The 18,515-nt window shown below is 62.3% G+C and carries 21 protein-coding genes and 1 other RNA gene; 6 read left to right on the top strand and 16 right to left on the bottom strand.

The features are described from left to right. Positions 1-4 precede the first annotated feature (4 nt). Complete coding sequence (locus NKH19_RS07015; RefSeq protein WP_352865169.1) at positions 5-568, bottom strand: helix-turn-helix domain-containing protein; 564 nt, start codon at positions 566-568, stop codon at positions 5-7. 155 nt (positions 569-723) lie between these two features. Here NKH19_RS07015 and NKH19_RS07020 point away from each other — a divergent pair, with 155 nt between their 5' ends. Next, positions 724-2,556, top strand: a complete 1,833-nt coding sequence (locus NKH19_RS07020; RefSeq protein WP_352865172.1) for an ATP-binding protein — start codon at positions 724-726, stop codon at positions 2,554-2,556. A gap of 217 nt (positions 2,557-2,773) precedes the next feature. Here the strand turns inward: NKH19_RS07020 and NKH19_RS07025 are convergent, their stop codons facing one another. Next, positions 2,774-3,565, bottom strand: a complete 792-nt coding sequence (locus NKH19_RS07025) for a GGDEF domain-containing protein (RefSeq protein ID WP_352865174.1) — start codon at positions 3,563-3,565, stop codon at positions 2,774-2,776. Positions 3,566-3,694: 129 nt separating this feature from the next. Beyond that, positions 3,695-4,639 (bottom strand): tRNA (adenosine(37)-N6)-dimethylallyltransferase MiaA, encoded by a 945-nt coding sequence (gene miaA / locus NKH19_RS07030; protein ID WP_352865177.1) that lies wholly within the window; start codon positions 4,637-4,639, stop codon positions 3,695-3,697. Here miaA and serB point away from each other — a divergent pair. Next, positions 4,629-5,516 (top strand): phosphoserine phosphatase SerB, encoded by an 888-nt coding sequence (gene serB, locus NKH19_RS07035; protein ID WP_352865180.1) that lies wholly within the window; start codon positions 4,629-4,631, stop codon positions 5,514-5,516. The genes miaA and serB overlap by 11 nt on opposite strands. Next, positions 5,513-6,085, top strand: a complete 573-nt coding sequence (locus NKH19_RS07040; RefSeq protein WP_352883630.1) for a GNAT family N-acetyltransferase — start codon at positions 5,513-5,515, stop codon at positions 6,083-6,085. The genes serB and NKH19_RS07040 overlap by 4 nt, the downstream gene beginning before the upstream one ends. A gap of 46 nt (positions 6,086-6,131) precedes the next feature. Here the strand turns inward: NKH19_RS07040 and NKH19_RS07045 are convergent, their stop codons facing one another. The 6 genes from NKH19_RS07045 to NKH19_RS07070 all read right to left on the bottom strand — a co-directional run bounded on the left by NKH19_RS07045 (position 6,132) and on the right by NKH19_RS07070 (position 11,832). Beyond that, a complete protein-coding gene (locus NKH19_RS07045) occupies positions 6,132-7,649 on the bottom strand; it encodes a DegQ family serine endoprotease (RefSeq protein WP_352865182.1) in 1,518 nt (505 codons plus the stop codon). Positions 7,650-7,839: 190 nt separating this feature from the next. Further along, positions 7,840-8,028, bottom strand: coding sequence for a DUF2065 domain-containing protein (locus NKH19_RS07050; protein ID WP_352658533.1), 189 nt, complete (start codon positions 8,026-8,028; stop codon positions 7,840-7,842). A 6-nt stretch (positions 8,029-8,034) separates the two neighbouring features. Then, positions 8,035-9,009 carry a protease modulator HflC gene (gene hflC / locus NKH19_RS07055; protein ID WP_352865185.1) on the bottom strand — a complete coding sequence of 325 codons (975 nt, stop codon included), beginning with the start codon at positions 9,007-9,009 and terminating at the stop codon, positions 8,035-8,037. Continuing rightward, a complete protein-coding gene (gene hflK / locus NKH19_RS07060; RefSeq protein ID WP_352865187.1) occupies positions 9,009-10,133 on the bottom strand; it encodes an FtsH protease activity modulator HflK in 1,125 nt (374 codons plus the stop codon). Before hflK ends, hflC begins: the two co-directional genes overlap by 1 nt. A gap of 167 nt (positions 10,134-10,300) precedes the next feature. Then, positions 10,301-10,816, bottom strand: coding sequence for a dihydrofolate reductase (locus NKH19_RS07065; RefSeq protein ID WP_352865190.1), 516 nt, complete (start codon positions 10,814-10,816; stop codon positions 10,301-10,303). Continuing rightward, positions 10,816-11,832: a DUF4424 domain-containing protein gene (locus tag NKH19_RS07070; RefSeq protein WP_352865192.1), complete on the bottom strand. Its 1,017-nt coding sequence runs from the start codon at positions 11,830-11,832 to the stop codon at positions 10,816-10,818. Before NKH19_RS07070 ends, NKH19_RS07065 begins: the two co-directional genes overlap by 1 nt. 172 nt (positions 11,833-12,004) lie before the next feature. Here NKH19_RS07070 and cobF point away from each other — a divergent pair, with 172 nt between their 5' ends. Beyond that, the gene (cobF, locus tag NKH19_RS07075) at positions 12,005-12,790 is read left to right on the top strand and encodes a precorrin-6A synthase (deacetylating) (protein ID WP_352865194.1); all 786 of its coding nucleotides are present in this window, start codon (positions 12,005-12,007) and stop codon (positions 12,788-12,790) included. A gap of 24 nt (positions 12,791-12,814) precedes the next feature. On the opposite strand, the gene NKH19_RS07080 is transcribed toward cobF, so the two are convergent. The 4 genes from NKH19_RS07080 to modA form a co-directional block, all read right to left on the bottom strand. Then, on the bottom strand, positions 12,815-13,156 hold the full coding sequence (locus tag NKH19_RS07080; protein WP_352865195.1) for a winged helix-turn-helix domain-containing protein: 342 nt from the start codon (positions 13,154-13,156) through the stop codon (positions 12,815-12,817). A gap of 81 nt (positions 13,157-13,237) precedes the next feature. Then, complete coding sequence (gene modC, locus NKH19_RS07085; protein WP_352982076.1) at positions 13,238-14,350, bottom strand: molybdenum ABC transporter ATP-binding protein; 1,113 nt, start codon at positions 14,348-14,350, stop codon at positions 13,238-13,240. Then, complete coding sequence (modB, locus tag NKH19_RS07090; protein WP_352865200.1) at positions 14,347-15,051, bottom strand: molybdate ABC transporter permease subunit; 705 nt, start codon at positions 15,049-15,051, stop codon at positions 14,347-14,349. The genes modC and modB overlap by 4 nt, the downstream gene beginning before the upstream one ends. A 25-nt stretch (positions 15,052-15,076) precedes the next feature. After that, on the bottom strand, positions 15,077-15,868 hold the full coding sequence (gene modA / locus NKH19_RS07095; protein WP_352865202.1) for a molybdate ABC transporter substrate-binding protein: 792 nt from the start codon (positions 15,866-15,868) through the stop codon (positions 15,077-15,079). On the opposite strand from modA, the gene NKH19_RS07100 reads away from it, so the two are divergent. Next, entirely contained in the window at positions 15,867-16,100 is a 234-nt protein-coding gene (locus NKH19_RS07100) for a TOBE domain-containing protein (RefSeq protein WP_352865205.1), read from the top strand. The genes modA and NKH19_RS07100 overlap by 2 nt on opposite strands. Positions 16,101-16,121: 21 nt before the next feature. Here the strand turns inward: NKH19_RS07100 and NKH19_RS07105 are convergent, their stop codons facing one another. The 3 genes from NKH19_RS07105 to NKH19_RS07115 all read right to left on the bottom strand — a co-directional run bounded on the left by NKH19_RS07105 (position 16,122) and on the right by NKH19_RS07115 (position 17,895). Then, on the bottom strand, positions 16,122-16,517 hold the full coding sequence (locus NKH19_RS07105) for a hypothetical protein (RefSeq protein ID WP_127328913.1): 396 nt from the start codon (positions 16,515-16,517) through the stop codon (positions 16,122-16,124). Between the two features lie 26 nt (positions 16,518-16,543). After that, positions 16,544-17,338, bottom strand: a complete 795-nt coding sequence (locus tag NKH19_RS07110) for a thymidylate synthase (protein ID WP_352865600.1) — start codon at positions 17,336-17,338, stop codon at positions 16,544-16,546. A gap of 245 nt (positions 17,339-17,583) precedes the next feature. Further along, positions 17,584-17,895 carry a DUF2853 family protein gene (locus NKH19_RS07115; protein ID WP_352865208.1) on the bottom strand — a complete coding sequence of 104 codons (312 nt, stop codon included), beginning with the start codon at positions 17,893-17,895 and terminating at the stop codon, positions 17,584-17,586. A gap of 166 nt (positions 17,896-18,061) precedes the next feature. On the opposite strand from NKH19_RS07115, the gene ssrA reads away from it, so the two are divergent. Next, positions 18,062-18,419, top strand: a transfer-messenger RNA (tmRNA) gene (ssrA, locus tag NKH19_RS07120). Positions 18,420-18,515: the final 96 nt, after the last annotated feature.

Here is an 18,515-nt window from a genome sequence, read left to right on the forward strand (position 1 = left end):
GACGTCAGCCCCTGACCAGCGCGACGAGATAGTCGGCGCCGAGCTCCAGGGCGTGGAAGGTGCAGTCCGACGGCGCGCCGAGCGCCAGGCAATCGCCGGGTTCGAGCCTGTGCACCACCTCGCCTTCGATGAATTCGAGTCGCCCGGAAATCAGCCATATCTGCTGCTTGATGAAGGCGTAGGAGGCGGCCGGAAAGCTGACCTTGGCGCTCGCCGGCAGCTGCACCCTGATCAGCTCGAGCGGCATGTCGGACGCCGGCGAAAGGTGCCGTCTCACATAGCCGGTATCGGGATCGCGCCACACCGGCTGATCGGCCTCGCGCAGCAGCCCGCCGCCATGCAACTCCGCGCGCGCGATCAAGGTCGACAGGGTCAGGCCGAAGGCCGCCGCGATGCGAACGAGAAGGGCCGCCGTCGGACTGGTCTTGCCGCGCTCGATCGTGCTCAGCATCGCCTTCGAGACGCCGGAACGCTCCGCGAGTTCGGCCAAGGACCAGTCCCGCATGATCCTTTCGGCGTGTATCCTTCGACCGATCGTCGAGGAAATATCGTTCGCTATATCATCCATATGTCTATTATAGCGAAATATCGACACCGGAAAAGAGCCGCCTCGCTACAATTTTCACGGACCCCTTAATCCTCTCTACACCATCCGACCTCATCGGGCCTTAACCCCATTCCTGTAGGATCGTTGCTCCAGGGGAAATGGGGATTGGCCTGTCCATGTATGTCGAACGCGAAGCCTCCGTTGGAGAACCGACATCGCAGGAGCGCCGCGACGCCGAGCAGAACGACAGGCGCATCCTGGGCAATGTCGTGCAATGCGACGGCGCACGCGCGACCATCGGTGCCTATGCGAATGATGTCGACGGCGCGGTGACCGGCCTGTGGACGGTCGGCAAGATGATTTCCATCAATCTCGGATCCACGCGAACCGTCGGCCTGGTCTACGGGATCGGCAAGTCGGATCGTGCCTGGAGCAATGAGGGCCAGAACGCGATCGAGGTCAGCATCGAGCTGATCGGCGAAGTGCGTGACGGAGCAGAGCCGGCCGCCAAACCGGTCTTCGACCGCGGCATCACCGCCTATCCGCATATCGGCGCCGTCGCGCACCGCATCCGCACCCGTGACCTGCAGGCGGTCTATGACCTCGCCGGGCGTCATTCGATCGCCATCGGAACGCTCGCGCAGGACGAAACGATCGCCGCCAATATCGCCATCGACGATACGCTGGCGCGTCACTTCGCCATTGTCGGCACCACCGGTGTAGGCAAATCCACCGCCGTCTCGCTGCTGCTGCGCAAGTCGATCGCGGCAAGACCCGACCTGCGCATCCTGATCCTCGACCCGCACAACGAGTTCGCGGCGTCGCTGCCCGAATACTGCGTCAGGGTCGATTCCAAAACCTTGGATCTTCCGTTCTGGATGTTCACGCTGGAGGAATTCGCCGAGGTGCTGTTCCGGGGCCGCGAGACCGAGCCGGAAGAAATCGATGCCTTGCGCGACCTCATTCCGGCCGCCAAGAACCTTTACCGCAATCCCAATTCCGGCGCTTATATCAGGCGCGGCGGCGATGCGCTGACCGCCGATACGCCGGTTCCTTACCGCATCGCCGACCTCCTCAAGCAGATCGACGAGCGCATGGGCATGCTCGAAAGCAAGACCGATCGCCCGACGCTCAGATCGCTGAAGACGCGCATCGAATCGGCGGCGGCCGACCCGCGCTACCGCTTCATGTTCAACTCGCGCCTGATCGAGGACACCATCCACGAAACGATCGGCAACATCTTCCGCGTGCCGCATCATGGCCGCCCGGTGACCTGCTTCGAGATGGCCGGCATGCCGTCCGAAGTGGTCAATTCCGTCTGTTCGGTGCTGGCGCGCCTGGCCTTCGACCTCGCTCTGTGGAGTGAAGGCAAGCTGCAGCTTCTGTTTTTGTGCGAAGAAGCGCACCGCTATATGCCCGCCGATCCGCGCCTCGGCTTCGCGCCTACCAGGCACGCGCTGTCGCGCATTGCCAAGGAAGGCCGCAAGTATGGCTGCTATCTCGGCGTGGTCACCCAGCGCCCAGGCGAGCTCGACCCGACCATCCTGTCGCAATGCTCGACCTTCTTCGCCATGCGGCTTGCCAACGAGCAGGACCAGGCGATCATCCGCTCGGCGATTGCCGACTCTTCCGCCTCGACGCTTGCCTTCCTGTCCTCCATGGGCCAGCGCGAAGCCATCGCCTTCGGCGAAGGCGTGGCGGCGACAATGCGGCTCAAGTTCGAAAAACTGCCGAGCCACCTGCTTCCCGGCACGGCCAAGCGCGAAGAGGCCGCCTCTTCGAAGTCAGCCGACGATGTCGATCTGGTGGCGATCGTCGAACGACTGCGCAACGTGCCGAAATCAACGCAGCAGTCGATGGCCTTCGCCGAAGTCGTCGATTCAGGCCGCCAGGCCGGCGACCCCGACTACCGCAAGCCCCCCGCCGCGCGCGCGCCATCGGACGACGACTTCGACATGCGCTACGGCCTCAAGCCCGCAACCTTCGGCCTGCGCCCGCAAAACGACTGAGTTTGCGGCCTGGTTGTTCTGCCCGCTGATTGAGAAACCGCGCCAAGCTTGCGCTCTGCCCGGACCGCTTGGGTAAATCCCGTCAGGGAATTCGTCAGGCTGAGTCGGCTGGTGCTGTTTTCGAGAACCGGAGCGGAGCGGACGTTTGAGTCCGAGAGCACTGGAGGCGCAGAAAATGGCGGCAGACGGCCAGCCTCACGAATTCAGCGACGGGATTTTAGGCGCAGACGCGGTTGCGGCCTTGCCTCTTCGCCTCGTAGAGCTGGCGGTCGGCGCGGCGATAGAACTCCTCCGCCGTCTCCTTGCGATCCCAGACGGCAAGCCCGACGCTGGTGGTGATCTTGAGGCGGACATTGCCTGACAGCACCGACATGTTGGCGATCGCCTTGCGGATGCGCTCGGCAAACTTGCCCAGAAGGTCGGCGTCCATGTTGGGCGTGACCACCGCGAACTCCTCGCCGCCTAATCGCGCCACCACATCGTGGTAGCGTGTCATATCCTTGAGGCAGTTCGCGACGGCCTTGAGCACCTCGTCGCCGACGTCGTGGCCATGGGTATCGTTGACCTGTTTGAAATGGTCGAGATCGAGGATCATCAGCCCGACCGGCTTTTCGATGCGCCTGAACTCCTCGAGATACTCCTTCAGCGCATCATCGAAATAGCGCCGGTTCTGCATGCCGGTCAGGCCGTCGGTCAGCGCCGCATGCTCGAGTGTTTCCGAGCGCGCGCTGAGCGAGACCGTCATGGCGCGCAGCTTGCCTTCTTCCGTCGCCTGTTTTCGGATCAGCGGATAGATGAAGAAAATGCCGAAGAACAGCGCGGTAGCCAATAGCACGCCGGTCGCGAACAAAAGCTTGTTGAGATAGATGACCTTGTCCAGACCCGAAGCCGTATGCAGCTCGTTGGCGAAGGATTGCAGAAGTCCATAAGCATGCAGCGTCACCAGGCCGGCGGCCAGGATCACGAATATAAAGACGAAAAATGCTGATTCCGCCTTGTGGAAACGCATCTGCTCCCCGTTGGAAAAGTGCCCACTGACCTTATGGCATGGGCGGGCTTACGGAGGGTTAATTTGGACAACCGCAACGAGAACCTTTCTTTGCAAGTAAACTTTTCAGGTTGCAATGGAAATAAGCAGTCAGATCGTGGTTTCCACATCATCACCGGGGCGCACCCTTTGCCATTCCGGCCCCAGCTGATGCCTGAACCAGGTCGTCTGCCGCTTGGCATATTGCCTGGTCGCGATCTTGGCGCGTTCGATCGCCTCGGGAAAGCCAATCTCTCCGGCGACCGCGGCCTGCAGTTCGCGAACGCCGATCGCCTTCATCGCCGGCAATTCGGGATCGAGGCCAAGCGCCGATAGAAGCTTGACCTCGTCCAGCGCGCCCTTGTCCAGCATCTGGTCGAAGCGTTTTTCGATGCGGCCGACCAGCGCCGCCCGGTCCGGCTCGATCACCAAGAAACGCGCGGTCTCCCTGTCGATGAGCGGCCGGCCGCGTTCTGCCTGCCATTCCCGAATCGAACGGCCCGACGCGTCGAGCACCTCCAATGCGCGCACGATGCGCTGGCTGTCGGTCGGCTTGAGCATCATGGCGGCCGCCGAATCCTCGCGCAGCAGCAGGCTGTGCAGCTTGACGGCGCCCTGCTCCTTCAGTTCGTAGCGCCAGCGGTCCCGGACCCGCTGCGGAATATCGGGCATTTCCGAAATGCCCTCGGCCAACGCGCGGAAGTAGAGCCCGGTACCGCCGACAAAAATTGCTGGCCGTTCGGAAAGCGCACCCTCGTCGATCAGCTTCATCACGTCGCGCAGCCATGCGCCGGTGGAATAGGCTACGGCCGGGTGGACATGGCCGTAGAGGAAATGTGGTGCGCGGGCGAGGTCGGTCGCCTCCGGCCGGGCGGTCAGCACATCGAGCACCGAATAGCCCTGCATGGAATCAGCGTTGACGATCACGCCGCCCTTGCGCTCGGCCAGATCGAGCGCCAGCGCCGACTTGCCGCTGGCGGTCGGCCCGGCTATCAGGATCGCGTTCTTCACGCGGCCCTCGCCCGCCTGTCCGCCGGAATGTTCCATGCCGCTCATCGCCACGCTTGTATCCCATCCCGCCGACCGCGCTTTGTCGCTGTCGCTTGCGAATATGGCGTCACGGTCGGCCGGCGCAAGCGCTGTTGTCTGGCTGGCCGAAGGGATTGCCTGCGATCTTGTCTTGCCTGAGGCAGCCGACGCCGCCGATACGAGTGCCGTCTTGCGCACGGTACTCGCCACCGAGGCGGTCGACGTGATCGTCCAGCAGGCGGAAACCCGGCGCAAGAAAATCCTGATCGCCGATATGGATTCGACCATGATCGACCAGGAATGCATCGACGAACTGGCCGACGAGATCGGCCTCAAGGATCGGGTTGCCATAATTACCGCGCGATCGATGAATGGCGAGATCGCCTTCGAACCGGCCTTGCGCGAGCGGGTGGCGTTGCTGAAGGGACTCGATGCGGCCGTGGTCGATCGCATCGTCGCCAATCGCCTGACCCTGGCCTCGGGCGCTCGCGCGCTGGTTCAGACCATGCGCGCCAACGGCGCCTGGACGGCACTCGTGTCTGGCGGATTCGAGGTCTTCACGACGCGCATCGCGGCCATGCTCGGCTTCCAGGAGAATCGCGCCAATCGCCTGCTCGAACAGGATGGCCGCTTCACCGGACTGGTCGGCGAGCCGATCCTCGGCCGTGCCGCCAAGGCCGACGCGCTGCTCGAAATTTCAGCGCGCCTCGGCCTGACGCCTGCCGACGCCATCGCCGTAGGTGACGGCGCCAACGATCTCGACATGATTCGCCTGGCCGGCACCGGTGTCGCGCTGCATGCCAAGCCGACGGTGGCGGCACAGGCAAAGGTCCGCATCGACCATGGCGACCTGACCGCGCTGCTCTATGCGCAAGGCTACAGGCAGGAAGAGTTTGTGCAATGAAACCAATACGTACCGAGCGCCTGATCCTGCGCAACTGGGAGGATCGTGACCGCGCGCTGTTTCACCGGATCAATTCCGAAGAACAGGTGATGGAATTCTTTCCGTTCCGCCGCGATCGGGCCGCCGCGGATGCCAAGATGAACGAGTTCCGGACCTCGATCGCCAGGGATGGCTACGGTTTCACCGCCGCCGAGATTGTCGCCACCGGAGAATGCATCGGCTTCATCGGCCTCTTCGACACAGATCATTTGCCATTCCTTCCGGCCGGCACCTTCGAGATCGGTTGGCGACTGGCCCCTGAATTCTGGGGCAAGGGCTATGTCACCGAAGCGGCCGAGGCATGGCTTGCCTACGGTTTCGAAAGGCTTGGCCTCGGCGAGATTATCTCCTTCGCCGTCGCCGACAACAGGCGCTCCATCGCCGTGATGGAACGCCTCGGCATGAGTGCCGACCCGGCCAGCGACTTCGACCATCCCGACGTCCCGGACAGTCACCCGGCGCTCAAGCGGCATGTCCTCTACAGGCTCTCCCGCGCCAACTGGGAACAAAGAAAAAAGGGCGGCCCCTAGCCGCCCTGTCCACTCAAGATGAGAATTCTGCCGGATCTTCCGGGCTTCAGTCCATCCGGATCGTCACGAACCTGAGCTCGCCGGTCTTCGACGCCAGCATCAGCAGCGCATTCTTGCGTCCCTGTTCCTTCAAGGCGCCGATCCGGTCCATGACGTCCTTGGGCGTGGCGACCGATTCCTGCGCGATCTCGGTGATCACCTCGCCTGGCTGGATGCCGCGCTCGGCGGCAGCAGAATCCTTGGTGACGTCGGTGATGACGACGCCGGAAACATCGGCCGCAATGCTGAATTTCTTGCGCGTCTCCTCATTCAGTTCGCCGACCGTCATGCCGAGCACCGAAGCCGTGGAAACGGCCGGGGCCTTGTCACCCTTGTCCTGGTCGGTATTGCCACCCTCCTCGCCGCTGGTGAGCTTCTCGCCATCCTCGAGCCGGCCGAGCGTCACTTTCACGGTCTGCTCGACGCCCTTACGCACGATCAGCACATCGACCGCCTTGCCGACCGGGCTTTCGGCGACGACGCGCGGCAGGTCGCGCATTTCATGGATGTCCTTGCCGTCGAACTTGATGATGACATCGCCGGCCTGGATGGTGCCATTGTCGACCGGTCCGCCCTTGATGACGCCGGCGACCAGCGCGCCCTTGGCGGTCGCCATGCCGAGGCTCTCGGCGATGTCGTCGGTGACCGGCTGGATGCGCACGCCGAGCCAGCCACGCCGCGTCTCGCCGAACTGGCGCAACTGGTCGACGACGCCCGAGGCGAGCTGCGAGGGAATGGAGAAGCCGATGCCGATCGAGCCTCCAGAGGGCGAAATGATGGCGGTGTTGATGCCTATGACCTCACCGGCGCTGTTGAACAGCGGGCCGCCGGAATTGCCGCGATTGATCGCGGCATCGGTCTGGATGAAGTCGTCATAGGGGCCGGAATTGATATCGCGGTTGCGGGCCGAGACGATACCGACCGTCACCGTGCCGCCGAGGCCGAACGGATTGCCGATCGCCATCACCCAGTCGCCGACACGCATCTTGGTGGAATCGCCGAACTTCACCGCCGTCAGCTTGTGTCCTTTCGGATCGACCTTCAGCACCGCGACATCGGTCTTGGTGTCGGTGCCGACCAGCGTTGCCTTCAAGGTGGCGCCGTCGGAAAAATTGACCTCGATGTCGTCGGCGTCGGCGATCACGTGGTTGTTGGTGACGACGATGCCTTGCTCGGCGTCGACGACGAATCCGGAACCCAGCGACTGCACTTTCTGCGCGCCGTTGTCCTTGTCGCCGCCACGGTTCTTGAAGAAATCGTCGAAGAAATCCTGGAAGGGCGACCCCTCGGGTAGTTGCGGCATCGGCACGGCGCCCGGACCTTCGGTGCCCTTCACCGTCTGCGAGGTCGATATGTTGACCACCGCGCCGAGCAGGCCTTGCGCCAGGTCGGCGACGGAAGCCGGCCCATCCGCGGCAAATGTCGGCGTCACGGACGACGGGACAGCGACGGCGCTGACAAGAAGTGCCGCCGCGCCGGCGATGAACGTCCGCCGTGCCGCGCGCAAGATTGTATTGGATGTCATCGAGAAGCCTCCCGGTATTCCTGAAAAGAAAAGCGCTTCGACGAAAACGCCGCGTCGCGCCATGTTGGCAAAAAATACGGCACGTTTGCGGCTATGACCATCGGCAGAGGATAAATCATCCGTTATCCCCGGGATCGATGCTCGTATCCCGGATCGATGCTCGTATCCCAAAAACCGAAGCTCACCGGCCTCATATGCCTCGCACCAGCCAGACGATCCCGACGCCGATGGCGATCGCCGCCAGCCCGGCAATCCGCAACGCGTTCTCGGGCAGCGACAACACTTCGGTGGCAAGCTTCCTGGCAAGGCCGGGAAAGCCGCCATAGACCAGACCTTCTATGACAAGGACGAGACCCATGGCGGCGAGAAAATCCTGCACCGGCCGCTACTGGCCGGTGCTGGGCTGTGCCGCCGGCGCGGCAGGTGCCGTCGCCGGAGCGGTTGGAGCAGGCGCGGGCGAAGTCGGCTTTGCCGGCCCTTCCTTACCGTCGGGATCGCGGAAGAAGCGGAAGAACTCCGAGCTCGGCGACAGCACCATCGTCGTCCCGGTGTTGTCCAGCGCCGCTCCATACGCATTCATCGACCGGTAGAAATCGAAGAAGGCCGGATCGCGCTGATACGCTCCCGCGAAGGTGGCACTGCGCTGGGCTTCGCCCTCGCCGCGCAGGATTTCCGACTCTTTCTGTGCTTCGGCAACGATCTCGACCACTTCGCGATCGGCGCGGGCCGTGATGCGCTGTGCCGCTTCATTGCCGCGTGCCCTCAGTCGCGCGGCCTCCGCCAGGCGTTCCGCCTTCATGCGATCGTAGGTCTGTTGCGAAACCTCGGCGGTGAGATCGGTGCGGCGAATGCGGACATCCTCGATCTGCAGGCCGAGCGAGGTGGCGTCGGGCCTGAGCTGATCACGGACTTCACGCATCATCACGGCGCGCTGTTCGGAGAGCGCGGCCTCGAAATCGCGCAGACCGTAGACGCGGCGCAAGGCAGCGTCGAGACGCGTCCTGAGCCGAGCTTCGGCCAGTTCGATCTGACCGGACACGGCGGAGCGGAAGACGCGCGGATCCGAGATGCGATAGGCGATGAAGGCGTCGACCTCATAGAACTTGCCGCCCGACACCTGGACGCGGATGTTGTCGAGATCGAAGCGCAGCACCCGGTTCTCGATCAACTGCACCGTATCGGCGTCGAAGAACGAGAACGGCGCCTTGAAGTAGATGCCGGGCTCGCTCTTGACGTCGACGATCTCGCCGAACCTGAGCACCAGCGCCTGCTGGCGCGCATTGACCACGAAGACCGACGAATAGAGCAGGAACAGGATGACCACTGCTGCGACGACGATGATGGGAAGACGGTTGGCCATCACTGGTTACCTCCCGTGACGCCACCAGGGGCGGCCGGTGCCGGGGTCTTCGGCTGCAATGCCGGCAGCGGCAGATAAGGAAGGACCCCTTGCCCGTTGCCCTGCTCGACGATGACCTTGTTGGAATCCTTCAGAACCCTCTCCATGGTTTCCAGATAGAGGCGCTTGCGTGTCACGTCGGGCGCCTTGGCGTATTCGTCATAGACCGAGATGAAGCGCTGTGCCTCACCTTCGGCTTCCTGCACGACCCGGTTCTTGTAGGCGGCCGCGTCTTCGCGGACCTGTGCGGCCTCGCCGCGCGCCTGGCCGAGCTTCTGGTTGGAGTACTGGTTGGCCTGCTCGACGAACTTGTCTTCGTCTTGCTCGGCGCGCTGCACCTCGTCGAACGCATCGGCCACTTCGCGTGGCGGTGCCGCATCCTCGATCGAGACGGCGTTGACGTTGAGGCCGGCCTTGTAGCCGTCCAGCGTCGTCTGGATGATTTCACGCACCGAGGCGGCAATGCCCTGGCGATCGTCGCGGAAGATGTCCTGCGCCGGCCGGCGGCCGACGGCTTCACGCATGGCGCTTTCGGCAACCTGCCGCAGCATGCCGTCGGGATCGGACACGTCGAACAGATACGCGCTCGGGTCGGAGACCTGATAGGCCACCGAGAACTGGACGTTGACGATGTTCTGGTCGCCGGTGAGCATCAGTCCGGACGTGTTGCCACTCGTCGCGCCGCCGCCGCCGATGTCGACGAGCTGCTCGGAAATCTTGGCCGTTTCGACCGTTTCGAGCGGCCACCAATGGAAATGCAGGCCGGGCTGCGACAGCTCGGTCTTTGGCTTGCCGAAGCGCAGTTCGACCGCGACCTCGTCGGGCTGCACGGTATAAACCGCCTTGAACGCCCACAGCACCACAAGTGCCGCCGCGATCAGCGCGAAAATGGCTGGGCTTGCGCCACCGCCACCCGGCAGGGCGCGCCGCAGCCGGTCCTGGCCGCGGCGGATGATGTCTTCAAGATCGGGAGGCGAGCCCTGTGGGCCGCTCGGTCCCTTGGGTCCCTGCCCCCAGGGTCCCTGATTGTTGCCGCCGCCGCCCCACGGGCCGCCGCCACCGCCGCTTTTATCGTTCCAGGGCATAAATGTCCTTTCGCTTGGAATTCCCTCAAACGCCGGCATTACGGCGCAAAATCCAGTATGTTCTTCTATAGGGACGCCGCGAGGCGCTTTCAACGCGATGCGCTGCCAGTTCGTCCGATTTGGTCCGGTCGCGACCCTTTGTCTTCTTTCAATGCCCTTTTTGTCATTCAAAGTCTCGCGCGGCGCTCGTAAATCGTATAGCGCGTCGCGTGGCTGTCCTTTTCTCCGGCTGGAACGTCCTGGGAGCTGACGACAAGCCAGGAATCCGGATCGATGAGCGGGAAATGCGCATCGCCGTCGACCGCTGCCAGCACATGGGTGACGTGCAGCCGGTCGGCCAGCAGCAGCGCCTGGGCATAGATTTCGCCGCCGCCGATAACGCAGACTTCGTCCACACCGGCCATGCAGCGCACGCGCACCGTTGCCAGCTGGATCGCGGCTTCGAGCGAATGCGCGACCTCGACGCCCTCGGCGCGCCAGGCCTTGTCGCGGGTAACCACGATGTTCAGCCTGCCAGGCAGCGGCCGGCCGATGCCTTCATAGGTCTTGCGGCCCATGATTATGGGTTTGCCCATCGTATCGGCCTTGAATCGCTTGAGATCGGTGGACAGCCGCCACGGCAACCCGCCGTCTCGCCCGATCACGCCGTTCTCGGCAATGGCAACGTAGATTGCGACGTGCATCAGTTGGCATTCCCCCCATTTCTGTCAGACGGCACCAGCAGCAGGATGTCGATGTCGTGCTCCGGGTCGAAATCATTCGCCGTCATCTCGAATGTCGTCGGCCCGACCTTTTTGACACTGTCGCCGCAGAACGAGACCAGGGCTTTCGGATTGCCCTTGTCGACCGTCAGTTTGAACTTGCCGATCGAACCCGCCGCCCAGTTGCCGCCTGTGGTCAGGATATAGGCGATCCGATTTTCATAATATTTTGAATAGCCGTCGGGGTCGTCCTTGGCTGCCTTGCGCACCGCATTCTCAAATGTGTCGTCCATGCAGTAGCGCGTCTTGTAGGTCGCGTACTGCCCTTGGAACTTGCCGTCGTAGAAAAAGCTGACCGAAGAGGTGCCCCCGACGCTCGGCTTGTAGCGGTGGGAAACGTGGACGTCCTTGTTGGCTGGAAAGGTCGAGCGCCACCAATAGGTCGAACGCAATTGCCAGAACGGCGTGTAGATCTTCTTCGTCTCGGTGCCATCGCCGCCGGTATCCTCGATGATGATGCCGCGGTTGACCCAGTCATCGGTAACCGCTTGAGGCAGCTTGGCCAGCGCCGCCTTCGCCGCGTCGCCGAAAGGATAAAACGGCACGTTCTGCGCCTTCAGATCGGCGCCGATGTCGATGCCGAGCGCCAACACCTTCTGCTCGAGCCGCGGCTTTGCCGGTGCGCCATCGATCGTCACCTCGAAGCCGAGGAAATTGTCGCTCTGGTCGTTGGGAAGCGCCGGCCTCTCTTCAGGATCGCCTTCGATGTCGGGCATCGGGAAGGCGACGATGGCGTCGACATCCCGATCGGTGTTGTTGTGGAAGACGTAGTCGACCGTCACTTTTTCCGGCGAGATGAAGAGGTCCTCGCTTTGCATTGCCACGGCATCGCTGCGCGACAGGATCAGGCCGCCGGTGCCAAGTTCGGCAATCGAATCATTGGCGAATGCGGGCGCGGCTGAAAGCATCAGCGCTGCAGTCAGAACAAATCGCAACATCGAAGCTCCCTCTACTGGAATGCCTGCATGACCCTAGCTGTTTCAATCCAGCGTTTCAAAGCCTTCCGACCCTGTGGGCGTGTCAGCGCGGTCTGGACACGCACCAGCGCGGTCTGGACACGCACCAGCGCGGTCTGGACTAACAGGTTCCGATCGGGCAGGAGTTCGCCCCATGCGCAAGCTTCTCGTCATCGGCATCGGCGCCGGCAATCCCGACCATATGACGGTTCAGGCCATATCAGGCCTGAACCGGGCTGATGTACTGTTCATCCCCGACAAGGGCACGAAAAAAGACGAGCTTGCCGAGCTGCGCCGCCAGATCTGCGACCGCTTCGTCACCAACCCGAAGTCACGCCGCGTCGAATTCGACGTGCCGGTGCGCGACCTGCCAGTAGAAGATGGGCCTGCACCGTCCTATCGTTCGACCGTCGATGACTGGCATGAAGCCATCGCCGCGATCTACGAGAACCTGATCCGCGACGAGATTGCAGGGGATGGCTGCGGCGCCTTTCTGATCTGGGGCGATCCTTCGCTCTATGACAGCGCCTTGCGCATCCTCGAGCGCGTGCGCTTGAGAGGCAATGTCGCGTTCGAACTGGAAGTCATACCCGGCATCACCGCTGTCCAGTCGCTTGCCGCCAGTCACAAAATGGCGCTGAACCGGATCGGCGATTCCGTGCTGATCACCACCGGGCGGCGCCTGACGCAGGAAGGCTTGGCCGACAATGCCGACAGCACAGTCGTCCTGCTCGACGGCAAATGCGCCTTCAACACGCTGGACGACAAGGATGTCGTCATCCATTGGGGCGCCTATCTCGGCACGCCGGACGAGATTCTCATTTCGGGCCGTCTCGGTGATGTCGGCGCCGAGATCGAACGAGTCCGCGAGGAAGCCCGCCGGCAGAAGGGCTGGATCATGGACACCTACCTGCTGCGCAAGCCCAGTAGAGAGGATTAAGCCCTACTGCCTACTGCCTTGCCCTCACCCCGCATCAATCTCCGCCTGCAATGCCTCCATATGCGTCGCGGCCGCTGCAGCCGCCGCACGCTCAATGGCGCGGAAGCGGCTGACCACCGCAAGCCCCGCGGCCGTCAGTTGCGCGCCGCCGCCCTTGCGGCCACCGGTCTGCGCCGCCACCAGTGGCTTGCCGAACACCCGGTTCATGTCCTCGACGAGGTCCCAGGCGTGCTTATAGGACATTTCCATGCCGCGCGCGGCGGCCGAGATCGAGCCGAAGGCGGCGATCTGTTCCAGGAGCTCGATCTTGCCCGGTCCGATGCGCCCGTCGGGATCGAGATTTATCCGCAAGCTCAGCGACGGCATTTTTGCTCCTCCGCGATCACGCCTGATCCCATACTAGAATCTCCTTGGCGAAACCGCTATTCCAAAAAGACATAGCGATGATCATCCATCCACCTCACCTGGCAGCCCGGCGCTGGTGTTGGCCCGGTCGAAGCTCACCGTCTTGACCACCGCGAAAACCTTGCCGCCGAGATGAAGCTTCAGCGTGTGCCGCGACTGTTCGGTGATGCGGGCAAGCACGGTTGCGCCGTTGCAGTCGATGCCGACCTCGACCGCCGGGCCCTCACCGGGGCTCATCGCGGTAATGGTTCCCGGCAGGATGTTGAGCGCGCTGAGGCCTGCCGGATGTTCGGTGGCGATCATCACATCGCGGGCGCGTATACGGATGCGCACCGACGCCCCCGCCTTCATCGCCAGCCGCGGCACCCGGATCTCGCCTGCCGCCGAGCCGAGCACGGTCATGCCGAAAGTCTCGTCGTGACGCAGCACCCTGGTGTCCAGCACGGCACCGCCCTCGCCGCGTTCCTCCGCCGGCAGCAGGTCGAGCCTTTGCATCACCGCCTCGGTCGGACCGCTGGCGATGACATGGCCTTGCGCCAGCATCACCACGTCGCTGGCCAGCCGCGCCACCTCGGCGACGGAATGGCTGACATAGACGATCGGGATTTTCGTCTCGTCGCGCAGCCGCTCGACATAGGGCAGGATCTCGGCCTTGCGCGCCTCATCGAGCGAGGCCAGCGGCTCGTCCATGAGCAGCAATCCGGGGCTGGCTAGCAGTGCCCGGCCAATTGCCACACGCTGCTTCTCGCCGCCCGAGAGCTTTGCCGGTCGCCTATCCATGAGCGGGCCGATGCCGAGCAGGTCGACGACGGCATCCATATCGGCATAGCGCTCCGCTGGCGGCGTGAACCAGCGGCCGTAACGCAGATTGCCGGCAACACTCATATGCGGAAACAGCCGCGCATCCTGGAACACCATGCCGATGCGGCGCTTGTGCTTCGGCACGAAAATGCCAGCATCCGTATCGACCATCACGCGGCCGTCGACCTCGATGCGCCCCTTGTCGGGCCGGATCAGCCCGGCGATCATGTTGATCAGCGTCGTCTTGCCCGACCCCGACGGTCCGAACAGGGCTGTCAGCCGTCCGGCGCTTTCGAAGCGGGCGACGATGGCAAAACCGCCCAGCCGATGGCCGATATCGACGAGAACGCTCATTCGATGTCCATCCGCCGGCCGAGACGCCGCGCCAACACTTCCGAGGCGACAAGTGCTGCCATGGAAATGACGATGGAAATCAGCGTCAGCCGCAGCGCCCCTTCATCGCCACCCGGCACCTGCGTGAAGGTGTAGATTGCCGACGGCAATGTCTGCGTCTCGTTGGGAATGTTGGAGACGAAGGTGATGGTCGCGCCGAACTCGCCCATCGCCTTGGCGAAGGACAGTATGGCGCCGGCGATCAGCCCAGGCAGGATCAGCGGCAAAGTAATGGTTGCGAAGACCCAGGATGGATTGGCGCCGAGCGTTCCCGCCGCCGCCTCCATCTTGCGGTCCACCGCCTCGATCGAAAGCCGGATCGCCCGCACCATCAAGGGAAAGCCCATGACGCCGCAAGCCAGCGCCGCACCCGTCCAGCGGAAAGAGAAAACAATGCCGAAATGCTCGGCCAGGAACGCGCCGACCGGGCCACGCCGGCCGAAGGTCAGCAGCAGCAGATAACCAGTCACCACCGGCGGCAGGATCAGCGGCAGATGCACCAGTCCGTTGAGCAGCGTCTTGCCCCAGAACTGTCCCCGGGCAAGCAGCAACGCGATCAATATGCCCGGCGGCAGGCTGGCGAGCATCGCCACCGTTGCCACCTTGATCGACAGCCGGACCGCATTCCATTCGTCGGGAGTGAGGTCCAGCAGCCAGTTCATAATGCGAGATGAAGCCCCTTGGAACTCAGTTGCTCGGCGCGAGCACGGTAAAACCCTGATCCTTGAACAGTGCGCCGGCCTTTGCCGACCGCAGGCATTTCAGGAAAGCCGGCGTATCCTTGTCCTTCGAATCGGCGGTCTGGGCAACCGGATAGATGATCGGCGGATGCGAATCCTCCGGAAAGGTGCCGACCACCTTGACGCCTTTTTCGGCATGCGCGTCGGTGGCGTAGACGATGCCAAGGGCTGCTTCGCCCGTCGAAACCAGCTTCAGCGCTGCGCGCACATTCTCGGCCTGCGCCACCTTGCCCTCGACCGAGGACCAGACGCCGAGCGATTCGAGTGCGGCCTTGCCGTATTTGCCGGCCGGCACCGCCTTGAAGTCGCCCATGGCCAGCCTGCCGTCGCCAATCAGCTTGGCGAGGTCAAAACCTTTCTCGATCTTGGTTTCAACCGCCGAGTCCTTCGGCGCCACCAGCACGATCTCGTTGCCGAGAAGCTTCACTTCGGTGTCCGGCTTGGTCAGCTTCTTGTCGGAGAGATATTTCATCCAGTCGAGGTCGGCCGAGATGAAGACGTCGGCTGGTGCCCCGCCCTCAATCTGCTTGGCCAGCGCCGAGCTTGCGGCATAGGAGACGGTCGCCGCCTCGCCGACATCGGCCTCGCAGGCCTTGTTCACCGCATCCAGCGCGTCCTTGAGGCTGGCCGCGGCAAACACCACCACCTTGTCTTCCGCGTGTGCTGCCGGCACTGCCATCAACGTCGCCGCCAAACCGCCAATGGCGATCGCCCTCAATCCAAAACCCTTGCGCGTCATGGAAAACTCTCCCTGGTTCGAAACCGATCGGCTCGAAGCCTGCCCACCGATATATCTGCATGAATATAACAAGGGAAGGCCCGGCAGCACCACTTCGCATGCCAGGATCGACATTGGCGGTGCCATCGTCACCGCGATCACCGACGAGTCCGTCGCCGATCTCGAGTTGGAGAAGGGCAAACAGGCCTATGCCGTGGACAAGGCCTCGAACGTGAGGGTCGGCATCGATTGATCGGCCACGTCTTAATAAGGTCTAGGCGGCAAGCCTATGAATCAAGGCATCTTCGACATAGATGCCATTGATGGTGTTATGTGAAAATCGCACCTCTCCTAGACCATCAACTCGCATGGCGATACCTAAGCCGGCGATGAGCCGGTCGTCCGCTGATGTGATCTTCACCTTGCTAAGATCTAAAATAGGTTCTTGAGGACGTGCCTTGCGCCAGTCGGCGGCAATGGTTGCTGCATCGAGATATTTCTTCTCAAGATCCTTTCGTGGACCTCGATAGGCGATGATCATGCGCCAATTGTCGACGTCACTGTTGTACAACCATAATGCGGCTGCAACTCCAAATCCCTTTTCATCAAGAGCCCGAATTAGGTTGATGCCGGCATCGATGTCGGTCCTTACCAACGATCCTGAAGCCATCTATCTTCCTTGCTCTTCGTCGACCGTCATACCGCGATCGGCGCCTTGATCGACGCATCGGCGACGTAGTTTTCCAGCCGGAAATCCTCGAATCGGAAGGCGAAGAGGTCCTTCACCTCCGGATTGATCCACATCGTGGGCAGCCCCCTAGGCGTGCGCCGCAGCTGTTCGCGCGCCTGCTCGAAATGGTTGGAATAGAGATGCGCGTCCCCAAGCGTGTGAACGAAGTCGCCGGGTTTCAGCCCGGTTACCTGCGCCACCATCAGGGTCAGCAAGGCGTAGGAAGCGATGTTGAACGGCACGCCGAGGAAGATATCGGCGGAGCGCTGATAAAGCTGGCAGGAAAGTCGGCCTTCCGAGACGTAGAACTGGAACAGGCAATGGCAGGGCGGCAACGCCATCGCCTCGACCTCGGCGGGGTTCCAAGCAGAAACGATCAGCCGCCGCGATTGAGGATTTTTGCGTATCTCATTGAGAATATTTGCAATCTGGTCGATCGAGCCACCATGACCATCCGGCCAGGAGCGCCATTGCTTGCCGTAGACCGGGCCGAGATCGCCATTCTCGTCGGCCCATTCGTCCCAGATCGAAACGCCGTGGTCGGTCAGGTATTTGATGTTGGTGTCGCCGGCCAGGAACCACAGAAGTTCATGGACGATCGACTTGAGATGCAGCTTCTTGGTGGTGGTGACGGGAAAGCCGCGTGCCAGGTCGAAACGCATCTGGTAGCCGAAGACTGAGCGTGTTCCGGTGCCGGTGCGGTCGCCGCGATCGGCGCCGCTGTCCAGCACGTGCTGCAGGAGGTCGAGATATTGGCGCATCGGTTCCGGCTCGATTCGAGATTTCACCAATAATAGCTCATGTGCGCGCTGACGCCACGCTTGTCTGAAGTCATCCCCATCTTCGCGGACGGGGCCGGGTGCGTGGAGACCTTTTCAGAATTCGCTCTGGCGAGTCGAATGGCCTGGTTTTCGAGAACCGGAGCGGAGCGTACTTAAAGTACATGAGCACCGGAAGCGCCGCAAACCGCGCTAGTCGGCTGCCAGAGTAGAATTATCAAAAGGTCTCAGAGGGAGCCGAGCTTGCCCAGGTCTTTCGCGACCAGGTAGTAAAAAGTCACCCGGCTCTTGGTGTTGTCAGCAGCCATTGCCTTGCAAGTCTTCTCGATTGCCGCATCGGCCTTCGCCGCGTCGCTGATGCCGAGTTTCTTGGCGACCCAGTTGTCCCTGACGCGCCCAAGCTCCTTCAGGTCGGTGCAGGATACCAGCGAGGAATCACGGTTTCTGAGCGCGATGCCCAGGTGCTTTACGATCTTTTCGACCGAATCCGCACTGGCACCAGCGTCGTATTTCTTCACGTCTGCAAGATAGTCGGCCATCAAAATTCCCCTCGTCGGCGCCACGGATCCGATCGATGAGGCTGTGGCGCTGCTGCAACTTGTGCCTTTAGGTCGGCTACTCCTCACCGTGGCAAAGCTTCGGTGGAGACCGCGCCCAAGTCAACCCTTTGGAGATGCGGTTTTGACGGGAACAAAGTGCCATTGCGGCCTTTCATTTCTTGCGATGGGTCACTATATTCGTCTTGTCGGCTTGACCGACTATGGCGATAAATGGGCGATGAAATAAGCCGTTCGGACCCGGGGGCGGTACCCGGCGCCTCCACCAAAAGCCGCTGTCGGCGACAGCGGTTTTTGCTGGGGGCGAAATAGGATCGACGAAGGTGTAAAGATCGTACTTTTGCCCGGCATGGTACCACCGTTATCGGGCTAAACCTGTAGTTGCAAATGACAACTATGCGGAAGCACGTCTCGCCGCGTAAGCGGTGCGATAGCTTCAATTCAAGCCCTAGGGGTTCGCACTTCTAGGCGGGGTTCGGAGGTACCTGGCAACAGAAACCTCCACTTCTCACTCCTCCTTCGATATGCGTCACGCGCAACGGCAGCTCCCAGTCCAGGCAAATCCTTGTGCGACCTGTCAGCCGCCGAGGCGCGGCACCTCG

Origin of the sequence: Mesorhizobium sp. M1338 (assembly GCF_040318045.1) — a bacterium.
Taxonomy (GTDB): Bacteria; Pseudomonadota; Alphaproteobacteria; order Rhizobiales; family Rhizobiaceae; genus Mesorhizobium.

What these genes read in the sequence shown, in the direction of transcription:
- NKH19_RS07105 (WP_127328913.1), bottom strand. Translation starts at nt 16,517, where the DNA reads ATGGCTTCAGGATCGTTGGTAAGGACCGACATCGATGCCGGCATCAAC.
- NKH19_RS07015 (WP_352865169.1), bottom strand. Translation starts at nt 568, where the DNA reads ATGGATGATATAGCGAACGATATTTCCTCGACGATCGGTCGAAGGATA.
- NKH19_RS07070 (WP_352865192.1), bottom strand. Translation starts at nt 11,832, where the DNA reads ATGTTGCGATTTGTTCTGACTGCAGCGCTGATGCTTTCAGCCGCGCCC.
- hflK (WP_352865187.1), bottom strand. Translation starts at nt 10,133, where the DNA reads ATGCCCTGGAACGATAAAAGCGGCGGTGGCGGCGGCCCGTGGGGCGGC.
- modB (WP_352865200.1), bottom strand. Translation starts at nt 15,051, where the DNA reads ATGAACTGGCTGCTGGACCTCACTCCCGACGAATGGAATGCGGTCCGG.
- miaA (WP_352865177.1), bottom strand. Translation starts at nt 4,639, where the DNA reads ATGAGCGGCATGGAACATTCCGGCGGACAGGCGGGCGAGGGCCGCGTG.
- NKH19_RS07045 (WP_352865182.1), bottom strand. Translation starts at nt 7,649, where the DNA reads ATGACATCCAATACAATCTTGCGCGCGGCACGGCGGACGTTCATCGCC.
- NKH19_RS07020 (WP_352865172.1), top strand. Translation starts at nt 724, where the DNA reads ATGTATGTCGAACGCGAAGCCTCCGTTGGAGAACCGACATCGCAGGAG.
- hflC (WP_352865185.1), bottom strand. Translation starts at nt 9,009, where the DNA reads ATGGCCAACCGTCTTCCCATCATCGTCGTCGCAGCAGTGGTCATCCTG.
- modA (WP_352865202.1), bottom strand. Translation starts at nt 15,868, where the DNA reads ATGACGCGCAAGGGTTTTGGATTGAGGGCGATCGCCATTGGCGGTTTG.
- modC (WP_352982076.1), bottom strand. Translation starts at nt 14,350, where the DNA reads ATGAGCGTTCTCGTCGATATCGGCCATCGGCTGGGCGGTTTTGCCATC.
- serB (WP_352865180.1), top strand. Translation starts at nt 4,629, where the DNA reads ATGCCGCTCATCGCCACGCTTGTATCCCATCCCGCCGACCGCGCTTTG.
- NKH19_RS07025 (WP_352865174.1), bottom strand. Translation starts at nt 3,565, where the DNA reads ATGCGTTTCCACAAGGCGGAATCAGCATTTTTCGTCTTTATATTCGTG.
- NKH19_RS07115 (WP_352865208.1), bottom strand. Translation starts at nt 17,895, where the DNA reads ATGGCCGACTATCTTGCAGACGTGAAGAAATACGACGCTGGTGCCAGT.
- cobF (WP_352865194.1), top strand. Translation starts at nt 12,005, where the DNA reads ATGCGCAAGCTTCTCGTCATCGGCATCGGCGCCGGCAATCCCGACCAT.
- NKH19_RS07100 (WP_352865205.1), top strand. Translation starts at nt 15,867, where the DNA reads ATGGAAAACTCTCCCTGGTTCGAAACCGATCGGCTCGAAGCCTGCCCA.
- NKH19_RS07080 (WP_352865195.1), bottom strand. Translation starts at nt 13,156, where the DNA reads ATGCCGTCGCTGAGCTTGCGGATAAATCTCGATCCCGACGGGCGCATC.
- NKH19_RS07110 (WP_352865600.1), bottom strand. Translation starts at nt 17,338, where the DNA reads ATGCGCCAATATCTCGACCTCCTGCAGCACGTGCTGGACAGCGGCGCC.
- NKH19_RS07040 (WP_352883630.1), top strand. Translation starts at nt 5,513, where the DNA reads ATGAAACCAATACGTACCGAGCGCCTGATCCTGCGCAACTGGGAGGAT.
- NKH19_RS07065 (WP_352865190.1), bottom strand. Translation starts at nt 10,816, where the DNA reads ATGCACGTCGCAATCTACGTTGCCATTGCCGAGAACGGCGTGATCGGG.